The sequence below is a fragment of the Chryseobacterium sp. LAM-KRS1 genome, assembly GCF_013184525.1.
Classification (GTDB): Bacteria; Bacteroidota; Bacteroidia; order Flavobacteriales; family Weeksellaceae; genus Chryseobacterium; species Chryseobacterium proteolyticum.
Map to the genome: position 1 here is coordinate 584,667 of NZ_JAAOIZ010000001.1, position 14,444 is coordinate 599,110.

Here is a 14,444-nt window from a genome sequence, read left to right on the forward strand (position 1 = left end):
TAGAATGATTATCTTCTGAATCCGCTTCCGCCTGATCGATTAGAGTTATCTTGCTGAGTATTATTACTTCTAAATCCACTTCCGCTATTTGTATTTATTGTACTATTAGAGTTGGATGAACTATTACTTCTGAAACCGCTGTTATTTTGAGGTCTTTCAGTATTTTGCTGAGGAACATTTCTATATCCGCTACCCTGATTGCTCTGGCTATTGGAGTTGTTATTTCTGAAACCGCTATTTCCGTTGTTTCTGTTAATATATCCGTTATTGTTATTGTAATTACTATTGTTATAATTACTGTTATTGGTACGTGTATTTTGTAATCCGTTATTAGGTCTCTGAGAAGTAATTGTAGAGCTTCTTCTTTCTACATAAACCCTTCTTCTGTTATTATTGTTCCCATAGTAATAATAAGGAGCACCATTATCGTAATAATAATTGATATCATTTCTATAGTAATATCCATCATTGCCATAATATCCGCCACTTCCGTAGTATCCTGATGGAGCATAATAATACCCGTTATTATAATACGGATCTCCATAACCACCAGCATATCCGTCAGAATATGCCAAACAAGAAGTTAAACTAACTATAGTGAAAAAACTAAACGTTAATTTTAATAAATTTTTCATGACTTTATCTTTCTTTTTTCTTTATAACTTTTTTTCCATTTGACGAATCCTATGATCGCCATTATAGTAAATACCAAATATTGAACCGAAGTGATTCCAAGTCCTTTAAAAATCATCATAGGCATGCAAATAAAATCTCCGATGATCCAGAAAATCCAGTTCTCAATGCGTTGTTTGGCCATAAACCACATGCCTACTAAAAAAATGGATGTGGTAAATACATCAAGCCAATTTGCCCAATCAAGATGATACAATCCTAAATTAGCACCTGCCATGGAAAAATGATTATCTATGTAAGGTTTGTAATAATATATAAAAGTAACGAGTAGTAAGCTAACTGCAAACAGGATGCTGGCAAAGATCCATTCTTTTTTGGTTGCCCATGAAACTTCCACATGAACATTATCTTCTGAATTTTTTGCCCATAAAATCCATCCGTAAACACTCATAGCAGTGTAGTAGATGTTGATCATACAATCGCCCAGCAATCCGAAGTTAAAAAGAATATAAACATAAATAAGGGTCGAAATAATACCAGTGGGGTATACCCAAATATTTTTTTTGATGGAGAAATAGACACTGAGGATGCCGAAAAAAGTTCCTGCGCTTTCCAGCATAATTTGTAAGGTTGTATAGTCTTCATACGGTTTTACAAAGAGGTCATATAGATTCATATGTTCAAATGTGTTCAAAAATAAGCAAAAATTCAATATTGATGAAAAATGAGTTGAATGGTATGTTAATCAGTTTTTTATATCCTTAAATATAAATTTAATAATGAAAGTTTGTCAATAATTGTTAGTATTTGTAAATTTTTTATACTTTCGTAAATCTTAAATAAACAATAAAATATGTCAAAAATTTGGGTTAAGAAACCAATGAGCGCTTATGAAGCTGATATTAAGAAAAGTGAGCTGAAACGCGTTTTAGGAAAATGGAGTCTTACAGCTATTGGAATCGGAGCAATTATCGGAGGAGGAATTTTTGTACTTACCGGGACAGGAGCTTATTATAATGCAGGACCTGCATTAGCACTTTCCTTTGTAATTGCAGGAATTGCCTGTGTATTTGCAGCTTTATGTTATGCTGAATTTGCTTCCATACTTCCTGTAGAAGGTTCGGCTTATGCTTATGCTTATGGAACAGTAGGGGAAATTTTTGCCTGGATTATCGGGTGGGGATTGATTTTAGAATATGCAATGGGATCTATGACGGTCGCCGTATCCTGGTCCGGTTATTTTGGAAAACTCCTAAAAATGTTCGGATTGCATTTGCCTACATGGCTTACTACTGACCCCCAGACTTATTGGGCAGCCGGAAATTCCGGTTTTTCTATGAACTTGCCCGCATTTTTGATTGTATTATTTGTTATATCTATTTTGGTGAGAGGAACAAAGGGAGCTGCAAAAGCGAATAACTTTATTGTAATGCTTAAAGTATCAGCAATCATTTTTGTTATTATTGCCGGTATTTTCTTTATCAATACGGATAACTGGGTTCCTTTCATTCCTGAAGCGACTACTATTACTGAAAATGGGGTTTCCCATTCTGCGTATGGTATAGGAGGAGTTGTTGCAGGAGCCTCTGCAATTTTCTTTGCTTATGTAGGATTCGATGCGGTGTCGACACAGGCAGGAGAGGCAATCAATCCTAAAAAAGATGTTCCTTTTGCAATTATTGCTTCTTTGATCATTTGTACACTTTTATATATATTGGTGTCTCTTGTATTAACGGGTATGATGCATTATACGGATTTCAATCCTTTAGGGAAATATCCTGATGCGATCAAAGCTCCTGTTGCCTATGCATTTGATATTGCTGGTCAGGCCTGGGCTGGTTACATCATTACAATTGCCGCAACTGTTGGATTGATTTCAGTATTGATGGTAATGATCATGGGACAATCAAGAATTTTCCTTGGAATGTCTAAAGATGGATTGATCCCAGCAACTTTTTCAAAAGTAAATCCAAAAACAGGAGTACCAACCAAGAACTTAATCATCTTGGGAATTTTAATTTCTGTAGTTGCCTCTTTAACACCGATCAATGATCTTGCTCACATGACGAGCTTCGGGACTTTATTTGCTTTCACTATGGTTTGTGTAGCTGTTTGGGTGTTGAGGGTTAAAGAACCTAATCTGCAGAGAAACTTTAAAGTTCCGGCATTGCCATTAATCGCTTGTCTTGGAATTTTAATTAATGTTTACCTGATTTTTAATTTAAGTAGAGAAGCTAAAATGTATTCTTTCGCATGGTTGATCATCGGATTTATTATTTACTTCCTTTATAGTAAAAGAAATTCCAAATTACAAAACGGAGGGTACGGAGAAACCTTTAAGGCGGAACAAGAGCCACTGGAAAAACCTGATCTAAATTTGTAAGAATAAAAATAAAAATAAAAAATCCACAGAATGTTGTGGATTTTTTATTTTTGTCTTTCACCAAATTAAATTTTTATGAAAAATATTCTAGCATGTGTATTTTGTTTTTTGGGAATATTGACATTTTCCCAGGAAGTAAACATGGAAACAATTTTTAATGATAAAATAAGCATAAGAGCGCTCCAAGTCTGGGATCATAAAATCTGGTATGCGGGTACGGATTCTAAATTTGGTTTTGTTGATCTTAAAAATTTTAAAAATCAAAAACAGATTTCATTATCGGATAAGAATTTAGAGTTCAGAACATTGGCCCAGAACAATAATGATTTTTATGCTATTAATGTTGGAAGTCCTGCTTATTTCTTTAAAATTGATAAAAAGGATATGCAGTCAAAAACAGTGTATAAGGATACGGTGAAAACTGCATTTTATGATGCTTTACACTTTGTGGATGATCATCTTGCTTTTACTTTCAGTGATTCGGACTCAAGTAATCGCCTTAAATTGGTTGCTTTTAAAAATGGGAAATGGGATTTGCTAAAGAATGAAATTTCATTAAACAGTGGGGAAGCAGCTTTTGCAGCAAGTAATACAAACATTGCTTCAACTAAAAAATACATGTGGATCGCAACAGGAGGTAAAGCTTCCCGAATTCTGAGGTTAGATCTTAAAACGGAGAAGTTTGATGTTTTTACTACACCATTTATTCAGGGTGAGCCATCGCAGGGAATGTATTCTATAGATTTTTATGATGACCGGTTTGGAGTTGCAGTCGGAGGAGATTATACCAAACAGAAAGAGAACATCAATAACATAGCGACGACTAATGACGGGGGAAAAACCTGGCAGATTCAGGCGTCAGGTGCGAACGCAGGCTATACTACCTGTGTAAAAATTAGACCGGGATCCAAAGGAAAAGAAATGATAGCAGTAGGAGATCAGCATATCAGTTATTCTTCAGATTTTGGAAAAACTTGGAGGAAAATTTCTGATGAAAAAAACTTATATGTGTGTGAGTGGATTGATCAAAATTCCGTTGCCTTTGCGGGTAAAGACAAGATTCAGCTGATGAAATTAAAATTTTAAATTTTTGGTATAGAGGATATCTGTAGTTTTATTACCCATTATTATTTTCTTCGGTATACCTTTGAGTGATTTTGGATACAATTAGGTTATTGAATATTTTAAGGCTTTATTTTTTGTATTTAGAGCCTGTGAATGGTATTTAGACTGATTATAAATTTCGAAAACAAACCCTAATATAATTCATGATTTAAAATTCATAAGTTATAGCTAATTTTGCAGAATGAAATTCTTATGTGAATTTTATTCAATTTATAAAAATTTAAAATTTTTAGATGAACTCTTTAATCGATAAATATAATATTCCCGGACCACGTTACACGTCTTATCCTACTGTTCCATATTGGGACGAAAGCACCTTTTCTCCTGAAAAATGGAAGGAGAGTGTGGTAAGATCTTTCCATGAAAGTAACTCAGGTGAGGGAATTTCTATTTATATCCATTTGCCGTTTTGTGAAGCATTATGTACTTTCTGTGCATGTCATAAACGTATTACAAAGCAGCATAGTGTTGAGACACCTTATCTTGAAAGTGTTTTAAAAGAGTGGAAGCTTTATCTTGAGCTTTTTGATGAAAAACCTAAATTAAAAGAACTTCATTTAGGAGGGGGAACGCCTACTTTTTTTTCTCCTAAGAATTTAAAGACATTACTGGAAGGAATATTTGCTACGGTAGATATTGCAGAACATCCCGAGTTTTCATTTGAAGGACATCCCAATAATACAACAAGAGAGCATCTTCAGACTTTGTATGATCTTGGCTTTCGAAGAGTAAGTTTCGGCGTGCAGGATTACGATCCGAAAGTTCAGAAAGCAATCAACAGGATACAGCCTTTTGAAAAAGTAAAGGAAGTAACCGAATTAGCCCGTGAGATAGGATATGGAGGAATAAGCCACGATTTGGTTTTTGGACTGCCTCACCAGCATTGGGATGCAATGGAATACACGATCCGTAAAACACTGGAACTGAAGCCTGACAGACTGGCTTTTTATTCCTATGCGCATGTTCCGTGGGTAAAAGGAGTAGGACAGAGAGGTTTTGATGAAAATGACCTGCCAAGCGGAGAGGAAAAAAGAAAACTCTACGAAGATGGTAAAAGCTTATTGCAGGAACTGGGATATATAGAGGTTGGGATGGATCATTTTGCCCTGGAGCATGATGACCTTTATCAGTCTTTAATTCAGAAAAAGCTGCATAGGAATTTTATGGGATATACTTCAAGCAAAACGCAATTGATGGTGGGACTTGGAATGTCTTCAATTTCAGATTCCTGGTATGCTTTCGCTCAAAATGTAAAAACGGTTGAAGAATACCAGAAAATCGTTGAAGAAGGAGAGATCCCGGTGGTAAAGGGTCACATCCTTAATCATGAAGATTTAATTGTAAGAAGACATATTTTGAACCTTATGTGTCAGCTGGAAACGACATGGGATATCCAAAACTCTTTCCCGGAACTGGAAAATGCTTTGGAGATGCTTAAGGAAATGGAAAGAGATGAACTGGTTGAAATCAGAGATCATCAGATCAAGATTACAGAAAAGGGAAGAGCGTTTACAAGAAATGTAGCCATGGTGTTTGATCTTAGAATGATGCGGAATAAACCTGAAACCAGGATTTTCTCTATGACTATTTAGTAGATGAATAGAAAAGTTCTTTTCATTATTATCTATACATATGCACTTGTTTTTAGTGTCTTAAAAACGATAAGGTTTCCCAATCAATGGTCCGTTGCTCACTGGATGCTCGATTATAGATTCGGGTTTATAAAAAGAGGATTTGCCGGAGGTTTTTTGGGATTATTTGTAGAGAAAAATGAGCAGAACATATTTGTTTTATCTGTTTTTATAATATTGTTGCTATATGGATTGTTGTTGTTTATGGCTAGTAAAGAAACAATCCGGAACAAAGGGGATGTTTACACTCTCGTATTTTATCTGACCTTTTTTTTATCTCAATATATCATATTTACGGCCCATCTTATAGGGTACCTGGATCATATCATCTTTTTGCTAACCATTTTAGTTATATGGCTTCTCAGGAAGAAAAAGATTCTGCTGGCATCATTAGTTGCTTCTATTAGCATTCTTATACATGAGGTTTCATTTTTCCTGATGCTCCCTATCTGTTGCTTTGCTTTGGTGGTAGATGGAGTAAGTAGAGAAGGAATTTCTTTTAAAGACACTTTAAATTCCCATTTAATAAAGAGGATCAGCTTCTTTCTTATATTACCGCTTGCTGTTACTTTTGGAGTGTCAGCCTACCAGGAAGTGAGCGGGTCAAACTATCATAAAATGATTTTAAATTATCTGGATCATTTAGAATTTATAAACGCAAAAGTTGCCGATTCTGTAGCATCTGCTTATACTGTAAAATTTACAGACTATATACAAGATGAGAGTCCGCATTTCTTTCAAAGGGTATTTGTTTCCAAATGCTCAATATTTTTTGGGATTCCCATTCTCTTTATGATGTATGTTGTTTACAGGAAGTTTGAAAAGGCCAACAAGTATCTTTTGCTATTGTTTGCTATTGTTATTCTAATTCCCTTAGGGCTTCATGCTATTGCCTATGACACTTACAGGATATGGTCATTTCCTTTCATGATTTTGTTTCTGGGTTATTGGATTCTCAATTCCGGGTACAATGTTACAGTCGATGTTTCTGAAAAATTATCCTTACCTGAAATTTTGCTTGCTGCTCTTGCAATTGCATTGGTATCGTTAGTTCCGAGTCAATTACTGGATGATGAAGTGGAGCGTTTTTCTTTAGTTCAGAGACTGCTGATTTTAATTCCACTTCTAGCTTTAGGAACTGCGTGTTTTTATAAGAAAGCCCCAATGTAATGATATTGAGGCTTTCGTTAACATTATTGAATAATTAGCTTTTGACTATAGGATTTTAATTCTCCTGACTTTAAATTGATGTAGTATACTCCCGGGCTAAGACCTGAAATATCAATACTGTTATCATTACCAATTTTTAGCTGATTCATTAGCCTGCCTTCAGAGTTAATGATCTCTACTGAAAGTTTCTGTTCTTTAATACCGTCAATGAATACTTTTTTAGAAGCAGGATTTGGATATACCTTTATTTTAGCTAAATTATTATTTTCCTGTGTTGAGAGTGTTCCGCTTGTAATTTTGTAAATCTTTCCGCTATTAACACCGGCAACATAGAGACCATTCTGGTTATCTTGTCCAAAAGTTGAGAAACCATTTCCAGAGTAGGACGTCGTCCAGGTTATGGAATTATCAGAGCTCAACATTCCGATCTGGTTGGAGCAATAATCTGCGAAAAAATATTTTCCCTGTAATGCAGTGTAAAGAGTTCCACGGTAAACATAACCTCCGGTTATAGAGCATTTTCCACCAGAGTGGTCATATACGGCAACCGGAAAAGTCATTGTTGAAGCGGCTGCGCATCCACCGGTATTATAGGCCGTATTTCCTTCATAACATCTCCATCCATAATTAATTCCGGCCTGGGTAATCGGATTTTTGTTGATTTCTTCAATCTGTCCCTGACCCACATCTGCAATCATGGCATTTCCTGTGGTGAGATCAAAGGAAAACTTCCAGGCGTTCCGAAGGCCATATGCCCATATTTCATCTGCCCCGTCAATACCCACAAATGGATTGTCAGGAGGTATATTATAAGCATTGGTAGAGTTAATGTCAAGACGTAGCATTTTACCCAGCAGCGAGTTTTTGTTTTGTGCATTATTGTTGGGGTCTCCACCGCTACCTCCGTCTCCGGTTACCACCCATAATTTGCCGTCAGGCGCAAAATGAATGCTTCCTCCATTATGATTATCGAAAGGCTTTGGGATATTGAGTATTATTTTTTCAGAGCTTGCATCGGCTACATTCGGATCAGTGCTGCTTACGGTATATCTGGCAACAATAATGTTTCCGTTGGTTGCATTGTTGTAATACACAAAGAAATAACCGTTTGTTGCATACTGGGGATGGAAAGCCAATCCTAAAAGTCCTCTTTCTCCACCATACAAAACTTTGCTGCTAATGTTTAAGAAATTAGTCGCATTAATAGTCCCGGAAGGTTGAATAATTTTAATGATTCCGTTCTGTTGTACTACAAAAAGCCTGCTATCATTGGCATTTGTAATTTCGACCGGACTCGTGAGCCCGGTGGCAAATTCTACCAGATTAATTGTCTGGGAATTAAGAAATAGGGAAGAAAAAATCCCTATCACAAAAAGTAAAATTTTCATAATATTTTGATATTTAGTGTATTGTATTCATAATGAAAATTTCATACCAATTAAACTTTATAAACTTCATTAAAATAAGCTTTTAAAATTGATAAATCTTAAATGGAAGTCATATTGTCGATATATCTGAAAATAAACCATTTCTGTTATTGAAAGTTCATAAAATATAAAGAAAATCATTATATTTGCCGACTTAATTTAACGTAGTTATAACAAAATGCAAGGAAAAGGACTTATTACAATTGTTGCTATTGTACTGGGGTTGATTTGCTTAAATGAGCTTATACCAACCTGGTACGCCAGCAAAATTGAATCGCAGATTGAAGCTGCGAACGGAAACGAGAAAGAGATCAAACGAATAAAGGAAGATACTCTTAATCTTGGTTATACGAAGCTTTATTATTCTAAAGCGAAAGACAAAGAAATGAAACTTGGTCTTGACTTGAAAGGAGGGATCAACGTTCTTTTGGAGATCAACCAAAGAGATTTGGTGAGTGATTTAACGAATTACTCTTCTAATCCTGTTCTAATCGAAGCTTTAAATAAAACTGATGAGGTTCAGAAGAATTCTACTAAATCTTATGTAGATAATTTTTTCGATCAGTTTGATGCCATAAACAAAGCAAAAGGAACCAATCTTAAACTTGCAGATCCGGAAATATTTGGAAACACTAATCTTACTGAGATTAAGTATAATACTACTGATGAGCAGGTAAAAAGTATCGTTAAAAGAAGAATTGATGCTTCTGTAGGTACTGCTTTTGAGGTTATCAGAACCAGAATTGATAAAATGGGGGCTGTACAACCGAATGTTCAGAGAGTACCGGGAACAGCGAGAATTTCTGTTGAAATGCCTGGTATGAAAGACATCGATAAAGTAAAGAAAATGCTTCAGACTTCAGCAAAACTTCAGTTTTGGGAAGTACAGCAGGTTCCTGAAATTGCACCTTATTTTCAGACTTTAACAAGTGTGGTTGCAGCAAAAGGAGATTCTATGGGAGTTGCAAAGAATGTGAACTTCATGAACCTTTTACATTTAGACAAGTTAAGAACCAACGGAGTTGCTAACATTAAATTGTCTGATACTGCAGTTGTAAATAAAATTTTAAACAGCAAAGTGGCTCAGGCATTACGTCCGGCTAACATTAAATATACCCAATTCATGTGGGGGTACAAACCAGAAGCTACAGATGCTGAGAGCCTTGTATTGTATGCCATAAGAGGAAACATCAACCAAAAAGCACCAGTAGACGGAGCTGTTGAAACTGCTAACATCAGCTATGATGAGCTGGGAAGAGTAGTAGTTGATATGCAGATGGATTCTAAAGGGGCTAAAGAATGGAAAACATTAACAGAGAAAAACGTTAATAAACCGGTTGCTGTAACTCTTGATAACAGGGTATATACTGCACCGAACGTAGTAAATGCTATTCCTAACGGTAGAACTCAGATCTCCGGTAACTTCTCTCAGGAAGAAGCTAAAGAACTGGTAGACGTTTTAGGAGCAGGTAAATTACCGGCAGGAGCTAAAGTAGTTCAGGCTACACAGGTAGGACCGTCTCTAGGACAGGAATCTATTAATGCAGGGATGATCTCATTCGCTATTGCATTTTTAATCATCATCGTTTATATCATTTTCTATTATGGTGGTGCTGGAGTGTACGCTGTAATCGCAATGGTTATTAACTTATTCTACATTTTCGGAATTATGGATTCCGGAGACTTTACGCTTACTCTTCCAGGTATTGCAGGTATCGTTCTTACAATGGCAATGGCTGTGGATACGAACGTAATTATCTACGAAAGAACCAAAGAAGAACTATTTGCCGGAAAAAGTATCTTGGAGGCCTACAAAGATGGTTTCAAACATGCATTAAATGCCATTATTGATGGTCACTCGACAACATTCCTAACGGCAGTGGTGTTATTCTTCTTCGGAACGGGACCTATTAAAGGATTTGCTTTAACACTAATGATTGGTATTGCAATGACTTTATTTACTTCTGTATTGCTTTCAAGAGTAATGATCTTCAACAGACTAAATAAAGGAAAACACCTTTCTGTATGGACAGCTCCGACGAAAAATCTGTTCAGAAATACGTGGATTGATTTTATTGGGAAAAGAAAATATGCGTATATTATTTCTGCTATATTAACTGTTATCTGCATCGGATCTATTGCAACTCAAGGATTTAAGTATGGAATTGATTTCACTGGTGGTAGAAACTACGTGGTAAGGTTTGATAAAGATGTAAATGCTGAAGATATCGAACAGAATCTGGTAAAAATGTTTAAAACGGAAGATGGTAAGAACTCTTCTGTTGAGGCTAAGACCTTTGGTAACTCTAAACAATTGAAAATCTCTACAGATTACCTTATTGATGATGAATCGCTTAAGGCTGACCAGACTGTTGAGCAAAAATTATATGAAGGATTAAAAGGGAATTTACCGGCTAATATTTCACTTCACGATTTTAAATCTGCGGATAAAGACCATGCCGGAATTATCTCTTCTGAGAAAGTAGGTCCTACTGTAGCAGATGACATCAAAACCCACGGTATTCTTGCAGTTGTTGCTGCTTTAGGAGGTATCTTTATCTATATCCTTATCAGATTTAGAAAATGGCAATTCTCTCTGGGTGCTGTTGCTGCATTGTTCCACGATGCGATTATCATTCTGGGAGCTTATTCATTGCTGCATAAATTCATGCCTTTCAATATGGAAATCAACCAGGATTTCATTGCTGCAATCCTTACCGTATTAGGGTACTCAATCAATGACACCGTGATTATCTTCGATAGAATCAGGGAATATTTGAGAGAGAAGAAATCTTTAACATTGGCAGGTTTATTTGATGATTCAATTTCAAGTACATTGGGTAGAACATTCAATACCTCATTTACAACGATCCTTGTAATTTTAGCAATCTTTATCTTTGGTGGAGATAATCTGAGAGGATTTATGTTTGCGATGCTAATTGGTATTGGTTTCGGTACCTACTCATCCATATTTGTTGCTTCGGCTATTGCTTATGACTTCCTTAAGTCAGGGAAAGAAGAAGGAGTACATGGAAAAACGACTTCGAATAAAGAAGTCCTTGCTTCAAAATAATTATACTACAATAAATAAAAAAATAGCCTTTCATTTCGAAAGGCTATTTTTTTATTTATTGGTTTAAATCTAAGGAAAGAGAATTGTTTGAATAATTAAATGTTAAGCTGTAAATCCGACCTACTATTCAATCCTTGATAATCAATTATCATTATTAAATCTTCACAATTTAGAATCATTATACTTCTATATTTCATTAATTTTGCACAATTATGGAAAATTCAAGGAAAAAAGCCGCCATGAGCTTTATTTTTATAACGCTCCTGATTGATATCACCGGATGGGGGATCATTATTCCCGTTGTTCCTAAATTAATTGAGGAACTGATTCATGCAGACATCAGTGAGGCCGCAAAATATGGTGGCTGGCTTGGTTTCGCCTATGCGTTTACACAGTTTATATTTTCCCCGGTAGTAGGAAATCTCAGTGATAAATACGGAAGAAGACCCATTATCCTCATTTCGCTTTTTGGATTTTCAATAGATTATGTTTTACTGGCTTTAGCTCCAAGTATCTGGTGGTTATTCCTGGGAAGAATTATAGCCGGAATCACAGGAGCGAGTGTAACCACTGCAAGTGCATACATCGCTGATATCTCTACTGACGCGGACAGGGCTAAAAACTTTGGCCTAATAGGGGCGGCTTTTGGTTTGGGATTCATTATTGGACCTGTGCTGGGAGGTGTTCTGGGGCATTATGGCTCAAGAGTTCCATTCTACGCTGCGGCCGGTTTATGCCTGCTCAATTTTCTTTACGGATATTTTATTCTTCCTGAAAGTTTGGATAAAGATAAGAGAAGAGAATTCAGCTGGAAGCGTGCCAACCCTGTGGGATCATTTAAGTTTTTAGGTAAGCATCCTGAAATTTCAGGATTGATCGTGTCTTTAATTTTGATTTATATTGCAGGTCATGCTGTACAGAGTAACTGGAGTTTTTATACGATGTATAAATTCAGCTGGACGGAAAGGATGGTTGGATTATCTCTCGGAGCAGTAGGATTATTGGTCGGACTTGTACAGGGAGGTTTGATCCGTTGGACAACTCCAAGATTAGGAGAGCAGAAAAGTATTTATTACGGATTGGCATTGTATGCCATCGGAATGTTATTGTTTGCATTTGCTACAGAAGGGTGGATGATGTTTGCATTCCTTATTCCTTATTGTTTAGGAGGAATTTGTGGTCCTGCACTTCAATCTGTGATTACAAAAAGTGTCCCTTCTAATGAACAAGGAGAATTGCAGGGCGCTTTAACAAGTCTGATGAGTGCTACGGCAATTGTAGGCCCTCCTATGATGACAAACCTGTTTTATTACTTTACCCATGATGAGGCGCCATTTAAGTTTTCAGGAGCACCTTTCTTTTTAGCTTTCCTTCTCATGGCTGTAAGTGTGGTTATTTCATATTATGCATTCGAGAAAAATAGAGAAATTAAAAAGTAAATTATTTTAAATAAAAAAGCAGAATATTAATAATGATATCCTGCTTTATTTTTTTAGCTATGTATTGATTAAGGATAAAGGGACTTGGTTCCGTTACTTACGATATTACTTCCCAAACCGGAAAATGATACCGTAAAGTTACTTGAATTAAAGCTTAAAGAACCTGTCGGTGTACATAATCCAAGTGCATATCTGCATTGTCCGTAAGCTCCGGTTCTCTTTAATATTTTGCTTTCGCTTTTTGCTTTTCCTAAACTGATATTGCCCCAATCACTTACATCAGTATTAGATACGGTAGATCCATTATAATAAATCGTGATCTTATATCCGATTTCTCCTCTCTTGGATCCCCATAGCCATTTTGCCGTCCACCATTCTTTATACCACTTCGAAAGTACCTTTGCCTGATTGTCATTAGAGGCTTCTACGTTACTTCCTCTATCCATCATTACCAGACCTCCTAACACATTATCCCAGATAATTCCATTGGTATTGTAGAAACATAATGAAGTAAATTGCTCTCCCTTATGATTCCATGTAATTTCAAGTACTTCTGTATTTGGTTTTACCTCCTGACTAATGACATCCTTCAGGCTTTGTTGGGCAACTGATAATTCATCTTCTGAATTAAAATTTGTCATTTTGCCTATTTTTACTGATGCAGGATCAGTAATATTACCAAACGCCACATAAGTATTTTTATCTGAAATGAGGTTTTGAGAAATGGAAATTCCATTTGCATCAGACAGCTTTCCTAAAACTGAAACTCCGGTAATCTGAAGATCATTTTTAAGGTATTGTTCCAGATTTTTCTTTGAATCATTCAATTGTGTTTGAACAATATCGGGAAGTGTTTGAGAAGAGGGAGTTAATACTTTTTTCAAATCGGAAACAGATTCTTTTTTTGCGGTATTTTCCTGAAGTACTTCAGTTGTTTCATTTTGGCAGCTTGTTAAAGACAGCACCATTGCCAAGGCAAAAACCTTGAAGGGAGTTACTAATTTTTTCATAAGTATATATTTAATGTTTGTGTAGAAATAAAAATAATGAAAAATTTCATATAATTCTTTAATGAGAGAATTAATTATTGATTAATTTAAAAAGACCGGAATATTAAGATGATTAATAAGCCTGAATTGAAAATATTTAAAGCTTTGAAATGGAAAATCTTAAAATTTGTTTAAATTTTATGTTTCTACATTATATATGTATAATCTTTTGTAATTTTACCTCATGGAATTAAGCATTGGAGAAATGGCATTGATTGCAGTCGCAATCGTTGTATTATTCGGTCCGGATAAACTCCCTCAGATAGCGCGTGACTTAGGAGCAGGCGTAAGAAAGATGCGTGGAGCGGTAGAAGACATTAAAACCGAGATCATGAAAGAGACGGATAACCCTGTTTCTGAAATCAAACGTGAGATCGAAAAGGTGAAAGATGCTGCTAAAGATTTTAACCCAATGAAGAATATTGAAAAAGATATTCTTACCGAACCTTCTTCTGAGCCTGCAAAGCCAAAGCCTTCTGAAGATGAAACCTATGAAGGACCTGTAAGCAGATAA

At 35.8% G+C, this 14,444-nt stretch carries 11 protein-coding genes; 7 read left to right on the plus strand and 4 right to left on the minus strand.

Annotation, left to right across the window (positions count from 1 at the left end):
- Positions 1 to 8: 8 nt before the first annotated feature.
- Both G9C87_RS02615 and pnuC read right to left on the minus strand, forming a co-directional pair.
- Positions 9 to 635, minus strand: coding sequence for a hypothetical protein (locus G9C87_RS02615; protein ID WP_172277826.1), 627 nt, complete (start codon positions 633 to 635; stop codon positions 9 to 11).
- On the minus strand, positions 632 to 1,309 hold the full coding sequence (pnuC, locus tag G9C87_RS02620) for a nicotinamide riboside transporter PnuC (RefSeq protein ID WP_172277828.1): 678 nt from the start codon (positions 1,307 to 1,309) through the stop codon (positions 632 to 634). The genes G9C87_RS02615 and pnuC overlap by 4 nt, the downstream gene beginning before the upstream one ends.
- Before the next feature lie 177 nt (positions 1,310 to 1,486).
- Between pnuC and G9C87_RS02625 the strand changes: the two genes are divergently transcribed.
- From G9C87_RS02625 to G9C87_RS02640, 4 genes are all read left to right on the plus strand, one after another.
- Positions 1,487 to 3,016, plus strand: coding sequence for an APC family permease (locus G9C87_RS02625; RefSeq protein WP_172277829.1), 1,530 nt, complete (start codon positions 1,487 to 1,489; stop codon positions 3,014 to 3,016).
- 75 nt (positions 3,017 to 3,091) lie between these two features.
- Positions 3,092 to 4,102 carry a glycosyl hydrolase gene (locus G9C87_RS02630; protein WP_172277830.1) on the plus strand — a complete coding sequence of 337 codons (1,011 nt, stop codon included), beginning with the start codon at positions 3,092 to 3,094 and terminating at the stop codon, positions 4,100 to 4,102.
- Positions 4,103 to 4,374: 272 nt separating this feature from the next.
- A complete protein-coding gene (gene hemN, locus G9C87_RS02635) occupies positions 4,375 to 5,733 on the plus strand; it encodes an oxygen-independent coproporphyrinogen III oxidase (protein WP_172277832.1) in 1,359 nt (452 codons plus the stop codon).
- Positions 5,734 to 5,736: 3 nt separating this feature from the next.
- Complete coding sequence (locus tag G9C87_RS02640; protein WP_172277834.1) at positions 5,737 to 6,942, plus strand: hypothetical protein; 1,206 nt, start codon at positions 5,737 to 5,739, stop codon at positions 6,940 to 6,942.
- A 23-nt stretch (positions 6,943 to 6,965) separates the two neighbouring features.
- On the opposite strand, the gene G9C87_RS02645 is transcribed toward G9C87_RS02640, so the two are convergent.
- Positions 6,966 to 8,330, minus strand: a complete 1,365-nt coding sequence (locus G9C87_RS02645) for a PQQ-dependent sugar dehydrogenase (RefSeq protein ID WP_172277835.1) — start codon at positions 8,328 to 8,330, stop codon at positions 6,966 to 6,968.
- A 217-nt stretch (positions 8,331 to 8,547) separates the two neighbouring features.
- Between G9C87_RS02645 and secD the strand changes: the two genes are divergently transcribed.
- Both secD and G9C87_RS02655 read left to right on the plus strand, forming a co-directional pair.
- Entirely contained in the window at positions 8,548 to 11,442 is a 2,895-nt protein-coding gene (secD, locus tag G9C87_RS02650; RefSeq protein ID WP_172277837.1) for a protein translocase subunit SecD, read from the plus strand.
- A 212-nt stretch (positions 11,443 to 11,654) separates the two neighbouring features.
- A complete protein-coding gene (locus G9C87_RS02655; protein WP_172277839.1) occupies positions 11,655 to 12,881 on the plus strand; it encodes a TCR/Tet family MFS transporter in 1,227 nt (408 codons plus the stop codon).
- 68 nt (positions 12,882 to 12,949) lie between these two features.
- On the opposite strand, the gene G9C87_RS02660 is transcribed toward G9C87_RS02655, so the two are convergent.
- Entirely contained in the window at positions 12,950 to 13,891 is a 942-nt protein-coding gene (locus tag G9C87_RS02660; protein WP_172277841.1) for a hypothetical protein, read from the minus strand.
- A gap of 223 nt (positions 13,892 to 14,114) precedes the next feature.
- Here G9C87_RS02660 and G9C87_RS02665 point away from each other — a divergent pair, with 223 nt between their 5' ends.
- On the plus strand, positions 14,115 to 14,444 hold the full coding sequence (locus tag G9C87_RS02665; RefSeq protein ID WP_172277843.1) for a twin-arginine translocase TatA/TatE family subunit: 330 nt from the start codon (positions 14,115 to 14,117) through the stop codon (positions 14,442 to 14,444).